19 protein-coding genes are annotated in these 17,781 nt (G+C 70.9%); 11 read left to right on the top strand and 8 right to left on the bottom strand.

Annotated elements, in window-relative coordinates; translation table 11 throughout:
- Positions 1–364: hypothetical protein (locus KGQ19_RS17805; protein WP_212010299.1), on the top strand; the 364-nt coding region annotated here is incomplete at its 5' end.
- Between the two features lie 36 nt (positions 365–400).
- Here the strand turns inward: KGQ19_RS17805 and KGQ19_RS51095 are convergent.
- The gene (locus KGQ19_RS51095; protein WP_212010298.1) at positions 401–931 is read right to left on the bottom strand and encodes a MarR family winged helix-turn-helix transcriptional regulator; all 531 of its coding nucleotides are present in this window, start codon (positions 929–931) and stop codon (positions 401–403) included.
- 38 nt (positions 932–969) lie between these two features.
- Between KGQ19_RS51095 and KGQ19_RS17795 the strand changes: the two genes are divergently transcribed.
- Positions 970–2,433 (top strand): MFS transporter, encoded by a 1,464-nt coding sequence (locus tag KGQ19_RS17795; RefSeq protein WP_212010297.1) that lies wholly within the window; start codon positions 970–972, stop codon positions 2,431–2,433.
- Between the two features lie 126 nt (positions 2,434–2,559).
- Here KGQ19_RS17795 and KGQ19_RS17790 read toward each other — a convergent pair whose 3' ends face one another.
- Positions 2,560–3,207 (bottom strand): DUF4253 domain-containing protein, encoded by a 648-nt coding sequence (locus KGQ19_RS17790; protein ID WP_212010296.1) that lies wholly within the window; start codon positions 3,205–3,207, stop codon positions 2,560–2,562.
- A gap of 82 nt (positions 3,208–3,289) precedes the next feature.
- Positions 3,290–4,030: an SDR family oxidoreductase gene (locus KGQ19_RS17785; protein ID WP_212010295.1), complete on the bottom strand. Its 741-nt coding sequence runs from the start codon at positions 4,028–4,030 to the stop codon at positions 3,290–3,292.
- A 105-nt stretch (positions 4,031–4,135) separates the two neighbouring features.
- On the opposite strand from KGQ19_RS17785, the gene KGQ19_RS17780 reads away from it, so the two are divergent.
- A complete protein-coding gene (locus tag KGQ19_RS17780; RefSeq protein ID WP_212010294.1) occupies positions 4,136–4,975 on the top strand; it encodes a LysR family transcriptional regulator in 840 nt (279 codons plus the stop codon).
- On the opposite strand, the gene KGQ19_RS51090 is transcribed toward KGQ19_RS17780, so the two are convergent.
- A complete protein-coding gene (locus tag KGQ19_RS51090) occupies positions 4,962–5,087 on the bottom strand; it encodes a hypothetical protein (protein WP_268907865.1) in 126 nt (41 codons plus the stop codon). The genes KGQ19_RS17780 and KGQ19_RS51090 overlap by 14 nt on opposite strands.
- Positions 5,088–5,111: 24 nt before the next feature.
- Between KGQ19_RS51090 and KGQ19_RS17775 the strand changes: the two genes are divergently transcribed.
- Together KGQ19_RS17775 and KGQ19_RS17770 are read left to right on the top strand one after the other, a co-directional pair.
- Entirely contained in the window at positions 5,112–6,857 is a 1,746-nt protein-coding gene (locus tag KGQ19_RS17775; protein WP_212010293.1) for an AMP-binding protein, read from the top strand.
- Positions 6,858–6,920: 63 nt separating this feature from the next.
- Positions 6,921–7,859: a cation diffusion facilitator family transporter gene (locus KGQ19_RS17770; RefSeq protein ID WP_212010292.1), complete on the top strand. Its 939-nt coding sequence runs from the start codon at positions 6,921–6,923 to the stop codon at positions 7,857–7,859.
- 208 nt (positions 7,860–8,067) lie between these two features.
- On the opposite strand, the gene KGQ19_RS17765 is transcribed toward KGQ19_RS17770, so the two are convergent.
- Positions 8,068–9,054: a WD40 repeat domain-containing protein gene (locus KGQ19_RS17765; RefSeq protein ID WP_212010291.1), complete on the bottom strand. Its 987-nt coding sequence runs from the start codon at positions 9,052–9,054 to the stop codon at positions 8,068–8,070.
- Between the two features lie 142 nt (positions 9,055–9,196).
- Entirely contained in the window at positions 9,197–10,333 is a 1,137-nt protein-coding gene (locus KGQ19_RS17760; RefSeq protein WP_212010290.1) for an FAD-dependent oxidoreductase, read from the bottom strand.
- Positions 10,334–10,444: 111 nt separating this feature from the next.
- Between KGQ19_RS17760 and KGQ19_RS17755 the strand changes: the two genes are divergently transcribed.
- Positions 10,445–11,218 (top strand): TetR/AcrR family transcriptional regulator, encoded by a 774-nt coding sequence (locus tag KGQ19_RS17755; RefSeq protein WP_212010289.1) that lies wholly within the window; start codon positions 10,445–10,447, stop codon positions 11,216–11,218.
- On the opposite strand, the gene KGQ19_RS17750 is transcribed toward KGQ19_RS17755, so the two are convergent.
- A complete protein-coding gene (locus tag KGQ19_RS17750; RefSeq protein ID WP_212010288.1) occupies positions 11,125–11,895 on the bottom strand; it encodes a hotdog family protein in 771 nt (256 codons plus the stop codon). The two genes, KGQ19_RS17755 and KGQ19_RS17750, sit on opposite strands and share 94 nt — an antisense overlap.
- Positions 11,896–12,026: 131 nt before the next feature.
- On the opposite strand from KGQ19_RS17750, the gene chsH3 reads away from it, so the two are divergent.
- The 4 genes from chsH3 to KGQ19_RS17730 all read left to right on the top strand — a co-directional run bounded on the left by chsH3 (position 12,027) and on the right by KGQ19_RS17730 (position 15,662).
- Complete coding sequence (chsH3, locus tag KGQ19_RS17745; protein ID WP_212010287.1) at positions 12,027–12,884, top strand: enoyl-CoA hydratase ChsH3; 858 nt, start codon at positions 12,027–12,029, stop codon at positions 12,882–12,884.
- Positions 12,885–12,946: 62 nt separating this feature from the next.
- Complete coding sequence (locus KGQ19_RS17740; RefSeq protein WP_212010286.1) at positions 12,947–14,026, top strand: Zn-dependent alcohol dehydrogenase; 1,080 nt, start codon at positions 12,947–12,949, stop codon at positions 14,024–14,026.
- 6 nt (positions 14,027–14,032) lie between these two features.
- Positions 14,033–14,947: a 3-oxoacyl-ACP reductase gene (locus KGQ19_RS17735; protein ID WP_212010285.1), complete on the top strand. Its 915-nt coding sequence runs from the start codon at positions 14,033–14,035 to the stop codon at positions 14,945–14,947.
- A 46-nt stretch (positions 14,948–14,993) separates the two neighbouring features.
- Positions 14,994–15,662 (top strand): zinc ribbon domain-containing protein, encoded by a 669-nt coding sequence (locus tag KGQ19_RS17730; protein WP_212010284.1) that lies wholly within the window; start codon positions 14,994–14,996, stop codon positions 15,660–15,662.
- A gap of 151 nt (positions 15,663–15,813) precedes the next feature.
- Here the strand turns inward: KGQ19_RS17730 and KGQ19_RS17725 are convergent, their stop codons facing one another.
- Positions 15,814–16,737, bottom strand: coding sequence for an NADP-dependent oxidoreductase (locus KGQ19_RS17725; RefSeq protein WP_212010283.1), 924 nt, complete (start codon positions 16,735–16,737; stop codon positions 15,814–15,816).
- Between the two features lie 122 nt (positions 16,738–16,859).
- On the opposite strand from KGQ19_RS17725, the gene KGQ19_RS17720 reads away from it, so the two are divergent.
- Positions 16,860–17,738 carry a Nif3-like dinuclear metal center hexameric protein gene (locus tag KGQ19_RS17720; RefSeq protein WP_212010282.1) on the top strand — a complete coding sequence of 293 codons (879 nt, stop codon included), beginning with the start codon at positions 16,860–16,862 and terminating at the stop codon, positions 17,736–17,738.
- The last annotated feature ends 43 nt before the right edge of the window (positions 17,739–17,781 follow it).

The raw sequence follows: 17,781 nt of genomic DNA, 5'->3' as shown, positions 1-17,781 counted from the left end.
GGCCTACGACCCCGAACCCGAGCGCATGCCGCTCATCGCCCGCGTCCTGCTCGGCGATCTGGCCGTGGCGGTCATCGCGCTGGTCGTGCTGTTCGTCATAGAGGTCCAGCGCTTCGGCGACGCCAGCCTCGGCCTGCGCCGCCGGGCCTGGCAGGAGGACCTGGTCGTGCTGTTCGTCGTGACGGCCGTCTTCGCTGTGATCACGTACCTGCTGATCCGGGCCCGGCACACCCGCGTGTTCCTCGTGCAGGCGGTCGTGACGGCACTCGTGCTGGCCGCCGCCGTCACCTCGGCCACCACCGGCGATCCGAAGCCCTCGCCCGCCGATGCCCCGATCACCAGCACTCCGGGACATCCCGGATAGCTGATCGGCCTGGATAGCTCACTGGCGGCGGAGTGACTACTCCGCCGCCTTCGCGTTCGGCACGACCCGCGCCAGCAGATCCCGCAACGTCTCCCGCTCCGCGCCGCTGAGCCCGGCCAACGGCTCCGCCGCGAACGTCAGCCCGCCCCACACCGCGTCGAACGAGGCCCGGCCGACTTCGGTGGCTGTGATTCTCTTCACCCGCCGGTCCTCCGGATCCGGTTCGCGCGTCACCAGCCCGCGCGCCTCCATCCGGTCCACCAGACCGGTGATGTTCGACGGCTCGCACTTCAGGTGCTCGGCCAGGAACCGCATCGGCTTCGGCCCGGACATGAGGTTGGCCAGCACGAACGCCTGCATGCGGGTCAGATCGTGGCGGGCCGCGGCCTCGTCGTAGTTGTCGTAGAAGGCCTGGGACGCCGCCCAGAACAGCTCCAGCACCTGGGCGGTCACGGGGTCGCGGCGGTTATCCAGAACGGCGTGGTGTTCGGAGCTGGTCACGGAGCAACCGTATGCGGGCGCCGTCCCGCGCTCAACATCCGGCCCGGCCGTGGTTAAATACTTCATGACGTTAACTGTAGACCAGTGAAACTATGGAGCGCACCATGTCCCACCAGGCGCGGCGATCGCGGGGAGTACTGCCCGCGCTCGTGTTGTCCGTACTGGCTTTCTCCCTCGTCCAGACCTCCGTGGTCCCGATCCTGCCGACGCTGCAGAAGAACCTGAATGTGGCCGGCAGCGGCATCACCTGGCTGATGACCGCCAACCTGCTCTCCGCCGCGGTGCTCACCCCGCTGCTGGCGCGCATCGGCGACCTGCGCGGCCGCAAGCCGATGCTGGTGGTGGCGATCGGTGGCGTGCTCGTCGGCGGCGTGCTGGGCGGGATCGGCGGGTCCTTCGGGATGCTGCTGATAGCCCGCATCGTCGCCGGCACGGGCGGTGCGATCCTGCCGCTGGCGGTGGCCGTGGTGCGCGACGAACTGCCGCGCCGGAAGGTCACCGGCGGCGTGGCGATGGTCTCCGCGGCGCTCGGCGTCGGCTCGGGCCTGGGCCTGGTCGCCACCGGCGTGGTGATGGAGCACTTCAGCTACGAGTCGGTGTTCTGGATGGGCGCGGTCCTGGCGGCCGTCGCCTTCGCCCTGGTGCTGTGGCTGGTCCCGCACGACCCGATCAAGGCCGAGGGCAAGGCCGACCCGCTGGGCGCGCTGCTGCTGGCCGGCTGGCTCTCGGCGCTGCTGATCGCGGTCAGCCAGGGCAACGACTGGGGCTGGGGCTCCACCCGCACACTCGGCCTGTTCGTGGTCGCCGCGGTGGTCCTGGTGCTGTGGGTGGTGGTCGAGCGCCGGGTGGCATCGCCGCTGGTGGACATCGCGATGCTGGCCAAGCCGGCCGTCGCGGTCACCAACACCGCCGGCGTCCTGGTCGGTTTCGCGATGTACGGGTCGTTCCTGCTGATGAGCGACTTCACGCAGACCCCGAAGGCGGTCGGCTACGGTTTCGGCGCCTCGGTCCTGGCCTCCGGCTGGATGCTCTTCCCGTCCGCGGTCGGCTCCTTCGCCGCCGCCCCGGTCGGCGCCGCGCTGATCAAGCGCGGCGGCCCGCGCCTGCCCCTGGTGCTCGGCGGCGCGTTCACGGCCGTGGGCCTGGGTCTGCTGATCTTCGCGCACAGCTCGTCGTGGCACGTCGTGGTCGCCTCCGGCGTGATGGGCGTCGGCGTGGGCATGGCCTACGCGGCGATGCCGGCGTACATCAACGCCTCGGTGCCGGTGCAGCAGTCGGGGATCGCCAACGGCATGAACGCGGTGCTAAGGACGGTCGGCGGCGCCGTCGGCACGGCGGTGATCGGCGCGGTGCTGACCGGCAACATGAAGCAGGTCGCGCCGGGCGTGAAGCTGCCGGCGATCGACGCCTACACCCACGCGTTCCTGATCGCCTCGGTGCTGGCGCTGGTGGCCGCGGTGGTGCCGTTCCTGGTGAAGGCGCCTCGGATGTCGGCGATGACGACGCCGGACACGAACGATGCGGCGGAGGGTATGGAGCCGAAGGCTATGGCGGGGGCGAACGCCTGACGGTCAGAGTGATTGCCTGAATGACATCAAAGGGCTGAGGAGCCGCGGTCGGTATGAATCCGATTGCGGCTCCTCAGTCTTCCCTGCTTACTCGCACCGCTTCCGCTTCCGCTTCCGCTTCCGCCGCTACTCCCACTGGAAAGACCACAGGGTCCCGCCGCTCTGGAACAGGACACCGGGGCAGTAACCGGTCTGCTCCAGCGCCACGGCCTTGATTCCTTCGGGCGTGGCCGGCGGTCGTGGCACGTGCAGCTCGATCCGATCGCCGGTGAGCGTCATCAGTTCCGCACCGAACCGGCGGCGCCAGTCGGCCAGGACCGCGGTGTGTTCGATCCCTGATGTTCCTAGCGCGCCGTCCCAGTCGAGCAGACCGGGGACCTCCACGCCGCCGTACTCGGCCGGGACCAGGCCGATGGTCGTGGCCCGGACCGCGGACGAGACCTGGTCGGCGCGAGGCGATGGGAATGGGGCCTTGTCAGCGGAACCGCGGGCATCCGTGGTCGCGAGGGTCTCAGCAGTCGCGAAGAACTCGGCAATCGCGAAAATCTCAGCGGCGCCGCGATGCCGTTCCTTCTCCTGCACCGGGCGTGGCAGCTTGTCCAGGATCGTCGGCGTCCGTGGATCGACGAGGAACGGCCACAGCCCGGTCGAGGCGTGCGCCGCGCGCAGCGTCCGCCACGCGTCCGGCGCCGTCCCCGCCTCCACGCTCACCGCCAGCACCTCGGTGCCGTCCGCGAGAGTGCCTTTCACCACCGCCGTGTCCATCAGGTCCATGATGGGCACGATAGAGCGTCTGTCCCACGGGCCGTACCGGTGGGGTCGGTGGGGTCGTCACCCCACCTCACCTGACCTCAGCTCACCACGGCACGACGCCGTCGGCGTCGAACAGCCCGCCGCGGGGCCCGTCGTCGGGCAGCGTCGCCAACTGGATGGCGGCCTTCGCGCCTTCCTCGGGGGTGCTGGTGCCCTGGAATCCGTTCAGGTCGGTGGCCACGTAGCCGGGGCAGGCCAGGTTGATCAGGACGTTGGTGTCGGCCAGTTCCTTGGCGTACTGGATGGTGACGGCGTTCAGATACGTCTTCGTCGGCGTGTATCCGCCGCTGATCCCGCCCCGGTTGAGGTCGGGGTTGGTCTGGAAGGTGAGGGAGGCGACGTGGCTGGACTGGTTGACGATGCGCGGGTGCGCCGAACGGCGCAGCAACGGCAGCAGCGCGTTGGTGACCCGGATGACGCCGATCACGTTGATGTCCACCAGCCGCAGCACGACCTCCGGGTCCAGCGCGGTCGGGTTGTCCGGCCAGCCTTCCGCGCTGCCGGCGTTGTTGACCAACACGTCGAGGCGTCCGGCCCGCTGCTCGATCAGCCGTGCCGCGGCCCGCACGCTGGCCTCGTCGGTCACGTCCAGGGGCACCCCGAACGCGTCCACGCCGGCGGCGCGCAGCTTCGCCACGGCCTCTTCCCGCCGCTGCTCGTCCCTGGCCCCGACGCCGACGCTCCAGCCCAGCGCGCCCAGGCCGGCCGCGATCTCGTACCCGATGCCCTTGTTCGCGCCTGTGACCAGCGCGATCGTCTTCTCACCTGTGCTCTGCTCGCTCATGATGGCAAGTCTGGTCGCCGGTGGTGGCGCAGACCAACAGCAACCGGGCACCGCAGCGATGTCGGAACGGCATCGTTCGACGTCGATGGGCGTTACCGTGGAGTCATGGAGACCCGCGAGTTGCAGTACTTCGTCGCCGTCGCTGAGGAGCTGCACTTCTCGAAGGCCGCCGAGCGCCTGCAGATCGCACAGCCCGCGCTTTCCCGGACGATAGCCCAGCTCGAACGGCGGCTCGGGGTCACGTTGCTGGAACGGACCAGCCGCAAGGTCACGCTCACCAACGCCGGGGCCGTGCTCTTGGCCGAGGCGCGCTCGATCCTGGCCGCGGTGGCCACGGCGGAGCGCCGCACTCGGGAGACGGGGCGAGAGCGTTCGCGGATCATCCTCGCGGTCAAGACCGGGACGGCCGGCGACTTGCTGGCGAAGGTGCTCGACGCTTATCGGGCCGAGCCGGGCGCCGCCGACGTCGAGCTGCTGCTCTGCGAGGCGCATCAGCACCAGAGGTTGCTGTTGAGCGGCAAGGCCGACGTCGCGCTGCTGCACCTGCCCTTCGACCCCGCTGAAGGACTCGAGACCGAGGCGCTGTTCACTGAGCAGCAGGTGGCCATCTTGCCGAGGTCGCACCCGCTGGCCGGGCGCGCGCGGATCCGGGCGGTCGAGCTGACCGCGCTGCCGGATCCGCCGATGGCGCGGTGGTGCAGGCCGGACGGGAGCTACCCGGAAGGACCGGGGCCTGAGGTGCACAGCCTGACGCAGGTCTACCAGTTGGTGGCGCTGGGGCGGGCGATGGTGATCGTGCCCGAGTCCGCCGCCGTGGATCTGCGGCGGGACTTGGTGGCGGTGCCGGTGTCGGACGCGGCGCCGGTGACGACGGTCATCGCTTGGCCGGACGGGAGCCGGGGGCGGGCGGTGGCGGATCTGGTGCGGGTGGCTACGCGGTTGTGAGGGTGTTGTTCCGGCTGCGGGTGCGGGTGCGGGTGTGGGTGTCGTAGTCGGCGGCATCGGTGCGGGCCGGGGTGATGCTCGTGGCCTTGGGAGACGGCCCTAGAGTTCTCAAGCCGCAGTCCCTACTCTGCGCGCCATGACCGGACGCTGGAACACCTCCGTGGCCGAGCTCCTCATCGCTCGCGCCGGCGACCAGGCCACGGCGCTGATGTGGGTTGTCGATGATGGCCATGGTGGCGATGGCACCGTGCAGCGGATCTCCTGGGACGAGCACGTCCAGCGCAGCGCGGCACGGGCCGCATGGCTGGCCGAGCGGTTGCCGGCGGCGGGGGAGGGGCCGCGGCATGTCGGGGTGCTGATGGAGAACGTGCCGGAGTTCTCGTTCCTGCTCGGGGCGGCGGCGCTGGGCCGGTTCACGCTGGTCGGGCTGAATCCGACGCGCGGCGCCGCAGAAGTGGTGCGGGATGCGCGGCACACCGACTGCGCGCTGATCGTCACCGAGACGCGCTTCCTGGACATGGTCGGTGATTGCGGCGTTCCGGTGGTGGACATCGACGCGGCCGAAAACTGGATCGGCGCGCCGCGTAAGGGTTTCAGCGCTTGTCTTGAACTCCAGGATGAGGGCTGGGATAGAAGCCGGGATGAAGACTCGGACGACGGCCGGGACGAAGACCGGGAGGACGGCCGGGACGAAGACCGAGCGGAGGACCGGGAGGACATCTCCGAGCTCCCGTTCATGCTCATCCTGACCTCCGGCACGACCTCCGCCCCGAAGGCCGTGGTCTGCACCCAGGGCAAGCTCGCGAGTCAAGGCTCCACGCTCGCCCGGCAGCGTGGCCTCACCGACGCCGATGTGCTCTACTGCGCGATGCCGCTGTTCCACAGCAATGCTGTCATCGCCAGTTGGATCCCGGCTGTGGCGACCGGCGCCACGCTCGCGCTGCGCCGCCGGTTCTCGGCGTCGGGTTTCCTGCCGGACGTCCGCCGGTTCGGCGCCACGTACGCGAACTACGTCGGCAAGCCGCTGGCCTACATCCTGGCCACCCCTGAGCAGCCCGATGACGCCGCCAATCCCCTGAGGCAGGTCTTCGGCAACGAGGCGGCGCCGGCGGACGTCGAGCGGTTCGGGAAGCGCTTCGGGTGTCTGGTGACCGAGGCCTTCGGTTCGACAGAGGGCGGGATCTCCTTCTACCGCCTGCCGTCCACGCCCGCCGGCGCGCTCGGCGTGCCGGTCGGGGACGTGCGGATCGTCGATCCGGACAGCGGGGCGCAGTGTCCGGTCGGCGAGGTCGGGGAGATGGTGAACTTCGCCGGCGCCGGGGCGTTCGAGGGTTACTACAAGCACCACGAGGCTGATGCGGCCAAGCTGCGGGACGGGCGGTTCTGGTCCGGTGATCTGGGATACCGGGACGCCGACGGCAACTTCTTCTTCGCCGGCCGGTCCGCGGACTGGATCCGGGTCGGCGGGGAGAACTTCGCCTCCGGGCCGATCGCGCGGGCCGTCGAGGAGTGGCAGGGGGCGGTCGCGGCGGCGGCGTACGGGGTGCCGGATGTCGCGGCGGGGGACCAGGTGATGGTCGCCGTGGAACTGACCGACGAATTCGTCGAGAAATTCGACCCTATTGCGTTCGGTGCTTATTTGGGGTCCCGTTCGGACTTCGTAAAATTGTGGTGGCCCCGATATGTGCGCCTTGTCGCCTCGATGCCGAGGACGGCCACGAACAAGGTGGTGGTCCGCGGGTTGGTCGAACAGGCCTGGTACACGGCGGATCCGGTGTTCGTCCGAACCCCTTCGGGCTATCGTCCGATGACCGGGGACGACCGTGCCGAGCTGGCCCGGGAGTTCGCCCGTCATGGCCGGAGGCCGCCCCGCGGATGGTAGATCATTGTTACTCTGCTTCCTTTCGGGCCCGGGGAATAGCGGAGGAGCAGGTGATTCGCGCTCATGAGCGCTGAAGGCAGCACCAAGGCGGTTATGGCGGCGCTCGCCGCCAACATGGGGATCGCCGTCTCGAAGTTCGTGGCCTATACCTTCACCGGCTCGGCGTCGATGCTCGCCGAGGGCGTGCACTCGGTCGCCGACTCCGGCAACCAGGTGCTGCTGCTGATCGGCGGTAAGCAGGCGCGCAAGAAGGCCGACACCGAGCACCCGTTCGGCTACGGCCGCGAGCGGTTCGTGTACGCGTTCATCGTCTCCGTGGTGCTGTTCAGCGTCGGCGGCTTGTTCGCGCTGTACGAGGGCTGGCACAAGGTCATGCACCCGGAGAAGGTCGACAGCTGGTACTGGGCCGTCGGGGTGCTGCTGTTCGCGATCGTGATGGAGGGCATGTCCTTCCGCACGGCCGTGCGCGAGTCCAACCACCTGCGCGAGGGCAGCAGCTGGTTCGGCTTCATCCGCCGCGCCACCACGCCGGAGCTGCCGGTGGTGCTTCTGGAGGACTCCGGCGCGCTGCTGGGCCTGTGCTTCGCGCTGTTCGGCGTCGGCATGGCGGTGGCCACCGGCAACGGCCGCTGGGACGGCGTCGGCACCCTGGCGATCGGCGTGCTGCTGGTCTGCATCGCGGTCCTGCTGGCCGTGGAGATGAAGAGCCTGCTGGTCGGCGAGGGCGCGGGCAAGCACGACGTGGCCGCCATCCGCGCCGCCGCGGTCGACGGGGACACCGTCACCGACGTCATCCACCTGCGCACGATGTACCTGGGGCCGGAGGAGCTGCTGGTCGCGATGAAGATCGCGGTGCAGCACGACGACAGCGCGTCGGAGGTGGCCGAGGCCATCGACGCCGCCGAGGCGCGGATCCGCGAGGCGGTGCCGGAGGCGCGGATGATTTATCTGGAGCCTGATGTGCGGCGGCCCGGGCCGCTGCCGGCGCCTACGACTGGGTGAGCTGGGACTAGGTGAGCTGGGACTGGGTGAGCTGGGACTAGGAGACGGCTCCTGAGTTATAGCTCGGGGCATGGCCGGCCGTGGTGGCCGGTCTCGCGTCACCGGCGAGGCGGGCGCGGCGGTCGCTGCTTGAACCGGCGTCCGCCCGCCCGCAAGAGGGGCTCTAAACCGCCGCCCCTAAACCGCTGCGACCGAAAGCCACCGTCCCCTAAACCGCCGACAAAGCCGCAACGCCCCGGTCGTACCCCACCAACAACCGTCCGTCCCGCAGCGCCGCCAGGGCCTGCACCTGCGCCGGGAACGTCAGCTCCGGACCGGTCTGGCGGCCGCCGGCCAGGTCCCACACCCGCACCGTCTGGTCCCAGCTGCCCGACATCGCGACCGGTCGGCCGGCCAGCACTGTCGTGGTCACCGTCTCCACTCCCGCGCCGTGGCCGGTGAGGGGTTCGCCGAGGGGTCGGCCGGCGGTGAGGTCCCATACCCGCAGGGTGCTGTCGTCGCTGCTGGTCACCGCGATGGGGCGGCCGTCCAGGTGAGTGGTGGCCACCGCCCAGATCGCGTCGGTGTGGCCGGTCAGCGGGGCGCCGAGCTGGCGGTGGCTCGTCAGGTCCCAGATGCGGACCGTGGCGTCGTGGCCGGCGGTCACGGCGACCGGGCGGCCGTCCAGCACCGTCGTGCTGACCGCGCAGACCGCGTCGGTGTGGCCGACCAGGGGTGGGCCGATCGGGGCGCGGGTGGTCAGGTCCCAGACCCGGACCGAGGGGTCGGCCAGGCCCAGGGCGCTGCCGGTGCCGGTGACGGCGACCGGCCGGCCCTGGACGGCCGTGGTGGCTATCGCCTCCACCTTGTCCTCGAAGCCGGTGAGCGGCTCGCCGGACGGCTTGCCGGCGGCCAGGTCCCAGACCCGGACCGTCATGTCGGTGCCGCTGGTCAGGGCGACCGGGCGGCCGTCCAGGGTGGTGGTCGCCAGGGCCGTGCCCCAGTGGCCGGCGACCGGCTCGCCGAGGGCGTCCCCGGTGGCGGCGTCCCACATCCGCACCGCCTGGTCCGACCCCCCGCTGAGCACGACGAGGCGGCCGTCCACCTCGGCCGTCGCCATGGCCACGACCCAGTCCCAGTGCCCTGAGGGCGACTCGCCGTCGGTGGACCAGTCCGTCCGCCACCCCGTCGGCGCGTCGAGAAGATCATGAAGCATGTGCGCACGCTATCGGGGCCGGGGGGCCGGACTGCCCGACTTTACTCAAACAGAAGTATCAAATTACGTACTTTTACGCAGGCCGGCGAGATCGGCGCCGTCGCGACTGGACTGGAGACCTTCAGCGCGGTGCGGCGTCGGCCTATTCGGCCGGGTCCTGCCCGGTGAGCAGTTCGAGCAGGCCCTCGGGGGTGTCGTCGCCGAAGATGAGCTGGTGGTTCCTGGCGGATTCGGCGGCGAATTCCGCGCTGCGGGGGAACAGGGCCCGCTCGTATTCGGCGAGTGCGGCTTCGGTGTCGTCGGGGTGGGCGGCGATGGCCCGGGCGAGTTCGGAGCCGTCGAACATGGCGAGGTTGGCGCCTTCTCCGGCGAACGGCGACATCAGGTGGGCGGCGTCGCCGAGCAGGGTGACGCCCGCGACGCGGTCCCAGCGGTGGCCGATCGGCAGCGCGTTGATGGTGCGGGGGACGGGGGCGGTGTCGCTCTCGGTGATGAGCGCGGTGAGCTCCGGTGCCCAGCCGTCGAACTCCGCCGCGACGCGGGCGGTCGTGGCGGCGGCGTCGGTGAAGTCGATCCCGGTGCTCCAGTCCTGGGGCTTGGCGAGCGCGACGTAGGTGTGCAGGACGCCTGCGGGCTCTCGGTGTCCGAGGATTCCCTTGCCGGGCGCGACGGCGAACAGCGCGCCGTGGCCGAGTGCCTTGGCCGCGGCGGGGTGCCGCTTGTCGGCGTCGTGCAGGTAGGTCTCGATGAACGTGATGCCGACGTACTCCGGGGTGGCGTCGGACAGCAGCGGCCTGATTCTCGACCAGGCGCCGTCGGCGCCGACGAGGAGGTCGGTGGTCACGGCCGGCCCGTCGGCGAAGGTCACCTCGTGTCGGCCAGCGCCCAGGGGCCGCACGCCGGTGACCTTGCGGTTCCATTGGATCGTCTCGGCGGGCAGGGAGTCGAGCAGGATCCGGCGCAGGTCTGGGCGCAGTACCTCGGGGCGGCCGCCGGTGCCGTCGTCGGGCTCGTCGAGCAGTACCGTGCCGTGCTGGTCCAGGACGTGCGTGGCCTCGCCGCCGGCGTGGATGATCGCGTGGAACTCGTCGGTGAGGCCCGCGGCCTGCAGGGCGAGTTGGCCGTTGTACTCGTGGATGTCGAGCTGGCCGCCCTGCGTGCGGGCCGCCGCCGAGGGCTCGGCCTCGTAGATCGTGGCGGGGATGCCGTGCACGTGCAGGACGCGGGCCAGGGTCAGGCCGCCGAGCCCGGCGCCGATGATCGTGACGTGGGTGGTCATGGTGGTTCCTCTCGGGTCGGGGCCGCCCGGCCGGTGGCCGGCTGGCGCGTCATCTCTGGTACAGCGTACCAGTCGTTTTGGTACGGCGTACCAACCGTGTCACGATGGGGTATGGCGAAAACGACGCGGAGTTCGGAGCGGAGTTCGCAGCGGCGGGTGGACGCGCTCACCCGCGAGCGGATCGTCGAGGCGGCGATCGACCTGCTGGACTCCCAGGGGGAGGGCGGACTTACCTTCCGTGCGTTGGCTGCGCGGCTGGAGACCGGGCACGGCGCCATCCAATGGCACATAGCGAACAAGAACGAGCTGCTCCAGGCCGCGGCCGACGCGGTCATCTCCAGTGCCGTGACCGGCGTGGCCGATGGTGTGACGCCGCCGGAGAGGATCCGCGGCATCGCCCTGGCGGTGTTCGACGCGATCGACGCACATCCCTGGGTGGGCACCGAGCTTTCCCGCGAGCCGTGGCAGCCGGCGGTGCTGCGGATCTTCGAGGGCGTCGGCGGACAGCTCCACGCGCTCGGCGTCCCTCAAGGGGCCCGGTTCGACGCCGCGTCCACGCTCTTGAACTTCATCCTCGGTCTGGCCGGACAGTACGCCGCAGGTGCCCGCCTCATCGGGCACGCGACGGATCGGCAGGCCTTCCTCGCGGACCTCGCCGCACGGTGGTCGGACCTGGACCCCGCGCGGTACCCGTTCGCGCATCAGGTGGCGCCGCAGCTGCGCGACCACGATGACCGCGAGCAGTTCCTGGCCGGCGTCGATCTCATCCTCGCCGGCATGACGGCGCCTGGTTACCCTGGCGGCGGCGTCCCATGTCCGATCCGCCCGGCGGAGGGCACGACGAAGACGCCGGACGCCTCGGCGGTCAACACCCCGTCGGCATAGCAGCGCCCCCAGCCGTGGATCTTGCGGCCTTCGCGGTGCGAGAACCCGGCCTCGTACGTGATCTTCGTGTACAGCGGCGTGGCCCGGCGCAGCGTGATCGTCAGGGTCCCCGTATAGCCGAACGCCCCCGACGCTCCCTGCGCGCAGCCCAGGAGCTCGTCGAAGCACGCTGCCACCCACGCGCCGTGCACCCGCCCGGCCGGTCCCTCGTACGGCGCGGTGAAGTACGCCTCGCCGCGGATCACGTCGCCGTCGGCCCACATCCGTACCGGCGGCGCCAGCGGGTTGCCGCGGCCGTTGATGGTCGAGCGTTCCACCAGAAGGGTGTCGTGGCGGCGGGCCAGACTGGTGTCGACGCCGTCGACCTCGGCGCGGGGGATGCGGGGCAGCTCGCCGATGCGGTGGGCCAGTGCCTCGGCCTCGGCGGCCAGGGCCATGAACTCCGCGGCGCGGTCGGTGTCGGTCGCGCCGGACAGTCCGGCGTCCTCCCAGGCCGGCGCCCCGTCCCGGCGAGGACCGTAGTCGGCGTCCCCGGTGTCCAGCTGGAACGTCGCGTCCACCAACCGCCGCACCTGCTCCACCAGTCGGTGCTTGGCGATCCGCGCCGCCGACAGATTCGCCTCGTCCTCGTCCAGCCAGGCGCGCCTGACGTCGCCTTTCGGTGCCGCTTCGGTCATGCGAGGTGTCTCCCCGTCGTCGGTGGGCAGTGGCCATTGCATCCGACAGTAACGTGTTCTAGTTTGCCGACAACAGTGATGTTCGATCAGCGGAATCCGACCAGCCCGCACCACCGAAGGGACCGGCGCCCATGCCCATCGACCCCGACAAGGCCCTGGCCGCCCCGGCCACCAGCGTCGAGCTGGCCTGGAGCCCCAAGGACGTCCAGCTCTACCACCTGGGCCTGGGCGCGGGCGTCCCGGCGACCGACCCGGCGGAGCTGGCCTACGTCTACGAGAAGGACCTGTCGGTCCTGCCGACGTTCGCGGTGGTGGCCGGCGGCGCGCTCGGCTTCTCGCTGTTCGAGAACCCGGGCATCGACATCCAGTTGGTCAACATCCTGCACGGCGGCCAGTCGATCACCGTGCACCGCGCCATCCCGGCCACCGGCCAGGCCACGGCGACCGCGCGCGTCACCGACATCTGGGACAAGGGCAAGGCCGCGGTGATCCGGACCGAGAGCGTGATCGCCGACGCCGACGGGCCGATCTGGACCAACCACTCACAGATCTTCGTGCGCGGCGAGGGCGGGTTCGGCGGCGAGCGCGGGCCCTCGGCCGTGGACAGCACCCCCGACCGCGAGCCCGATCACGTAGTAGAGGTCAAGACGCTGGAACAGCTGGCGCTCATCTACCGGCTCTCCGGCGACTGGAACCCGCTGCACGCCGACCCGGAGTTCGCGGCGATGGCCGGCTTCGACCGCCCGATCCTGCACGGTCTGTGCTCCTACGGCATCACCTGCAAGGCCGTGGTGGACACGGTCCTCGGCGGTGACGTCACCCGGGTGACGGAGTACTCGACACGCTTCGCAGGGGTCTTCTTCCCCGGCGAGACGATGCGGGTGAAGATGTGGGACGACGGCGCCGGGCGGGTGGACGTGGTCTCCACCTCGGCCGAACGTGACGATGCCGTGGTGCTGGCGAACACCGTGCTGACCTACAAGGTCTAGTCCCACCTCCAGAGGTCGGGACAGGCCGAAAAAGCTAGACAGACAAAGACAGGGATCCCCTCATGCGCGCAGCAGTCCTGTTCGACACCGGCAACCCGACCCTGGAAGTCCGCGACGACGTCACGCTCGCCGATCCGGGCCCGGGCGAGGTGCGGATCCGCATCCACGCCACCGGCGTGTGCCACTCGGACCTGTCGGCGATGACCGGAGTGCTGCCGCAGCCGATCCCCTTCGTCCCGGGCCACGAGGGCGCGGGCGAGGTGGTCGCGGTCGGCGAGGGCGTCGACAAGGTGGCGGTCGGGGACCACGTCATCGTGTGCTGGAACCCGCCGTGCGGCGACTGCTCCCACTGCCGCGGCGGCCAGGGCAACCTGTGCGTGAACATCTTCTTCGGCATGACGATGACGCCGCACTTCAAGGTCGACGGTGCCGACGTCTACGGCTTCGCCGGCAACGGCACCTTCGCCGAGGAGATGGTGGTGCCGTGGCAGTGTGCTGTGAAGATCCCGGACGATGTGCCGTATGAGATCGCCGCGCTGATCGGCTGCGGCGTCACCACCGGTGTCGGCGCGGTCGTCAACACCGCACAGGTGCAGCCGGGCTCCTCGGTCGCGGTGATCGGCGCCGGCGGCGTCGGGATCAGCGTGATCCAGGGCGCGCGGATCGCCGGGGCGGCCGAGATCGTCGCCATCGACCCGGTGGAGAGCAAGCACGAGGCCGCGCTCCGCTTCGGCGCCACCAGGGCCGTCAAGCCCGAGGACGCCGACGCGGCCAAGGCCGAGGTGACCGGTAAAGCAGGGTTCGACTACGTCTTCGAGGTGGTCGGCCGCTCGGCGTTGGTGAAGCAGGCCTACGGCCTGACCCGCCGGGGCGGCACCGTCACGGTCGTCGGCGCGGGCAAGAACGACGACAGCGTCGACTTCAACATGTTCCAGCTCTTCTTCGACAACAAGAAGATCCTCGGCTCCTACTACGGCGGCGCCGACCCGCGCCAGGAGTACGGCCGGCTGATCGCGCTGTGGCGGGCCGGGCGGCTGGACCTGGAGGGCATGATCACCGCGCGGCTCAAGCTCGACGACATCAACCAAGCCCTGGAACTGCTGCGCACCGGCGCGGCGATCCGGACGATCATCGAGGTCTGATCTGACATGGAGAGAAATCAGCCATCCCTGACCGGCCGCGCCGCGATCGTCACCGGCGCGGGCCGCGGACTCGGCCGCGCCGAAGCGCTGGAACTGGCCCGGCACGGCGCCGCGGTCGTGGTGAACGACTTCGACCCGGCCGGCGCCGAACAGAGCGCCGCCGACATCGTGAAAGACGGCGGCCAGGCCGTCGCCTCCAGCGGCGACGTCTCAGACTTCTTGTATGCGGAGTCGCTGACGAAGCTGGCGATCGACACCTTCGGCGCGCTGGACATCCTGGTCAACAACGCCGGGATCCTGCGCGACCGCATGGTGTTCTCCATGACCGAGCAGGAGTGGGACGACGTGCTGCGGGTGCACGCCAAGGGCCACTTCGCGCTGACCCGGCACGCCACGGCGCACTGGCGCGAGCAGTCGAAGGCGTCGGGCGGACCGGTCTACGGACGCATCGTCAACACCTCCTCGGAGGCGTTCCTCGCCGGGGCCGCCGGGCAGGCCAACTACGCGGCGGCCAAGGCGGCGATCGTCGGGCTGACCACGGCCACGGCCAACGGCTGCGCGCGTTACGGCGTGCGGGCCAACGCGATCTGCCCCCGCGCGCGGACGAAGATGACCGAGGACGTGTTCGCCGGCTTCGAGGCGCCGGCCGAGGGCATGGACCCGCTGGCCGTCGAGCACGTCGCCCCGCTGGTCGCCTACCTCGTCTCCCCGGCCGCTGACAAGGTGAACGGACAGGTCTTCGTCGTGCACGGCGGCATGGTGATTCTGATGCGGCGCCCGGTGGTCGAGGAACGCTGGGACTCTGAGCAGGAGACATTCACCGTCGCCGAGCTCGAAACGGCCCTCGGACCCTACTTCGACGCCAAGATCCCCCATGAAAATTTCAGCGCCACGGACGTGTTGTCGATGCGTCGGCCGTGACCTTTATCCTGACCCCCTAGGCCAATATCACTTGGGGGTTCGGGCAATGGCCGAGACAGACACGCTGTGGTTCAGCAACAACCACCGCGACTTCTCCAACCAGTACGGCAACGATGCCGGATTCGAGTTCGAGTTCTACTGCCAGCGTTGTAACGACACCTGGCGCAGCGGCTTCGAGCCGTACAAGGCCGCGCGCGCCGCGGGCTGGATCCGGCGCGCCGCCAACATGGCGCACGGGGCCACGTCCTCGATCGGCTGGGACGTCGCCAACGGCGTCGACGGGCTGGTCGAGAGCGGCTGGCACAAGGCGCGCGACGCGTCGTTCAAGGAGGCGATCGTCTCCGCCGAGAAGCACTTCAACCGCTGCGGACGCTGCTCGTCCTACGTCTGCGTGCGCTGCTACAGCCCCGAGCGCGGGCTGTGCACGAACTGCGCGCCGGACCTCGCCGCCGAAGTCGAGTCCGCACGCACCCACGGCCTGGTCGACGCCGCCACGATGCGCGCCCGCGACGTCGGCGCCACGATGGCCGCCGAGGTGGACGTGACCACGCAGAAGCAGCTGGTCTGCCTGGCCTGCGGGCACGAGACGCACGGCGCGAAGTTCTGCCCGGAGTGCGGCGCGAAGCAGAGCCCCGAGGACCGGGCGTGCGGCGGTTGCGGGTCGACGGTGCCGGCCGGGTCGAAGTTCTGCCCGGAGTGCGGGCACGTGCAGTAGTAGGCGGTACCGGTAGCAGTGCCGGTAGCGGTAGTGGTTGGTAGTAGCGGTTGGTGGCGGCGCTGAGCGGAGGACTCGGTGCCGTCACACGCTACGAAGGCGCGTCGGCCGAGACGATCGGGAAGTTCGGCAGACCCTGTGGGGGTCGGTCTCAGGGCTTCACAATCGTCTTCCCCCGAGCCCCGCCCCCGGCGACCCGAGCCACCGCTCCCGCCGCCTCCGCCAGCGGCACCTCCGCCTCCACGAACACCCGCAGCGATCCGCCGTCCACCTCCTTGGCCAGCGCCGTCAGCAGTTCGGCGGACGGCCGCACGACGAACGCCAGCTCCTCGACCCCCGATTGCACCTTGCCGTGCTCGCGCGTCGCGCCGCGAGTGCTGACCGCCACGCCGCCGTCGTGGACCATGCTCTTGTTGGCCTCGAAGGCTTCCGGGTCGGCCGAGACCAGGTCCACGAGTACGTCCACGCCCTGCGGATACTGCTCGTCCCGGACCTGGCGGGCGACGTCCTGGGTCGTGGCGTCGACGGTCACCGCCGCGCCGAACAGGCCCAGGCGCACGCGTTCGTCGCCGCGGGTCACGGCGAGTACACGGGCGTCGCGGGCCGCGGCCAGCTGGGTGAGGAAGGTGCCGACGCCGCCGGCGGCGCCGATCAGCAGCAGGCTCTCGCCGCCGCGGACCTCGGCGGCGTCCAGGATGCCCAGGGCGGTCATGCCGGCGGTGGGCAGGGCGGCCGCGGTCTTGAGTTCCACGGCGTCCGGGGCCGCGACCACCGGGCCGGTCTCGTCGACGACCACGTACTCGGCGTAGGTGCCGGCGGCGCGGCCGAAGACCGGGTCGCCGGGGGAGTAGCGGGTGACGCCGGAGCCGACGTTCTCGACCCGGCCGGCGAAGTCGACGCCCAGGATCAGCGGCAGCGGCGGGCGGCCGAAGGCGCCGGCGGCGATGGCCAGGTCCACCGGGTTCACGCCGGCGGCCTCGACGCGGACCAGCACCTGTCCCGGGCCGGCGGCGGGCTTGGGCAGGTCCAGTAGTTCGGGCGTGGCCCCGTAGTCCTTCACACCGACCGCGCGCATCTGTGCCTCCCAGGTCCTTCGCCGCGTCACACCCTTGAGACGAATCTGCGGCCGGAGGCGCCCGGGCGCGAGCCGGGTCGGTCAAACGGGGACGGCCGGCGCGGGCCGGTAGCCTACTGGGCATGCCACAGTCCGACGCCGCGCCCGCCGCAGCCGCTCCCGCGCCGACCCTGCGCGACGTCGTCGCGATCCTGGAGCGGGTCTACGACCCCACCTGGGCCGAGCCGTGGGACGCGGTCGGGCTGGTCTGCGGCGACCCGGACGCGCCGGTCCGCACCGTCGGCTTCGCCGTCGACCCGGTCGCGGCCGTGATCGAGGAGGCCCTGGACCGCGGCGCCGACCTGCTGGTCACCCACCACCCGCTGTTCCTGCGCGGCGTCCACGGCGTCCCGGCGACCACCTTCAAGGGCCGCCTGGTCCACCAGCTGATCCGCGGCGGCACCGCGCTGTTCACCGCGCACACCAACGCCGATTCCGCCGACCCCGGCGTGTCGGACGCCCTGGCCCGGGCGCTGGACCTGCACGACCTGCGGCCCCTGGAAGCCCGGGCCGGCAACCCGGAACTGGGCATCGGCCGGGTCGGTGAGCTGGCCGAGGCCGAGCCGCTGGCCCGGTTCGCCGCGCGGGTCGCCGCCGCGCTGCCGGCGACCGCCGGCGGGCTGCGGATCGCCGGGCACGCCGAGACGCCGGTGCGGCGGGTCGCGGTCTGCGGCGGGGCCGGCGACACGTTCTTCGACGCCGTGCGGGCCAGCGGCGCCGACGTCTACGTCACCGCCGACCTGCGCCACCACCCGGCCTCCGAGGCCGTGGAGGCCGGCGGCCCGGCGCTGATCGACGTGGCGCACTGGGCCAGCGAGTGGCCCTGGCTGGAGCACGCGGCTGAAACGCTGCGTTCCGCGGTCGCCGCGGCCGGGACTCCCACCGCCACCGGTACTAACATCGAGACATACGTCTCCACACTGATCACCGATCCCTGGGACGCGCAGCTGCCTTCGCGCTGAGCGAGCCGACCCGGCAGCCCCGCGGGTCAGCAGCCCGGGACAG

It is taken from the genome of Catenulispora pinistramenti (genome assembly GCF_018274385.1).
Taxonomy (GTDB): Bacteria; Actinomycetota; Actinomycetes; order Streptomycetales; family Catenulisporaceae; genus Catenulispora; species Catenulispora pinistramenti.
This window is presented reverse-complemented; position numbering and strand designations above follow the sequence as displayed.

What these genes read in the sequence shown, in the direction of transcription:
- KGQ19_RS17760 (WP_212010290.1), bottom strand. Translation starts at nt 10,333, where the DNA reads ATGACCACCCACGTCACGATCATCGGCGCCGGGCTCGGCGGCCTGACC.
- KGQ19_RS17790 (WP_212010296.1), bottom strand. Translation starts at nt 3,207, where the DNA reads ATGGACCTGATGGACACGGCGGTGGTGAAAGGCACTCTCGCGGACGGC.
- KGQ19_RS17795 (WP_212010297.1), top strand. Translation starts at nt 970, where the DNA reads ATGTCCCACCAGGCGCGGCGATCGCGGGGAGTACTGCCCGCGCTCGTG.
- KGQ19_RS51095 (WP_212010298.1), bottom strand. Translation starts at nt 931, where the DNA reads ATGAAGTATTTAACCACGGCCGGGCCGGATGTTGAGCGCGGGACGGCG.
- KGQ19_RS17725 (WP_212010283.1), bottom strand. Translation starts at nt 16,737, where the DNA reads ATGCGCGCGGTCGGTGTGAAGGACTACGGGGCCACGCCCGAACTACTG.
- KGQ19_RS17770 (WP_212010292.1), top strand. Translation starts at nt 6,921, where the DNA reads ATGAGCGCTGAAGGCAGCACCAAGGCGGTTATGGCGGCGCTCGCCGCC.
- KGQ19_RS17730 (WP_212010284.1), top strand. Translation starts at nt 14,994, where the DNA reads ATGGCCGAGACAGACACGCTGTGGTTCAGCAACAACCACCGCGACTTC.
- KGQ19_RS17780 (WP_212010294.1), top strand. Translation starts at nt 4,136, where the DNA reads ATGGAGACCCGCGAGTTGCAGTACTTCGTCGCCGTCGCTGAGGAGCTG.
- KGQ19_RS17785 (WP_212010295.1), bottom strand. Translation starts at nt 4,030, where the DNA reads ATGAGCGAGCAGAGCACAGGTGAGAAGACGATCGCGCTGGTCACAGGC.
- KGQ19_RS17755 (WP_212010289.1), top strand. Translation starts at nt 10,445, where the DNA reads ATGGCGAAAACGACGCGGAGTTCGGAGCGGAGTTCGCAGCGGCGGGTG.
- KGQ19_RS17750 (WP_212010288.1), bottom strand. Translation starts at nt 11,895, where the DNA reads ATGACCGAAGCGGCACCGAAAGGCGACGTCAGGCGCGCCTGGCTGGAC.
- KGQ19_RS17765 (WP_212010291.1), bottom strand. Translation starts at nt 9,054, where the DNA reads ATGCTTCATGATCTTCTCGACGCGCCGACGGGGTGGCGGACGGACTGG.
- chsH3 (WP_212010287.1), top strand. Translation starts at nt 12,027, where the DNA reads ATGCCCATCGACCCCGACAAGGCCCTGGCCGCCCCGGCCACCAGCGTC.
- KGQ19_RS17735 (WP_212010285.1), top strand. Translation starts at nt 14,033, where the DNA reads ATGGAGAGAAATCAGCCATCCCTGACCGGCCGCGCCGCGATCGTCACC.
- KGQ19_RS17740 (WP_212010286.1), top strand. Translation starts at nt 12,947, where the DNA reads ATGCGCGCAGCAGTCCTGTTCGACACCGGCAACCCGACCCTGGAAGTC.
- KGQ19_RS17775 (WP_212010293.1), top strand. Translation starts at nt 5,112, where the DNA reads ATGACCGGACGCTGGAACACCTCCGTGGCCGAGCTCCTCATCGCTCGC.
- KGQ19_RS17720 (WP_212010282.1), top strand. Translation starts at nt 16,860, where the DNA reads ATGCCACAGTCCGACGCCGCGCCCGCCGCAGCCGCTCCCGCGCCGACC.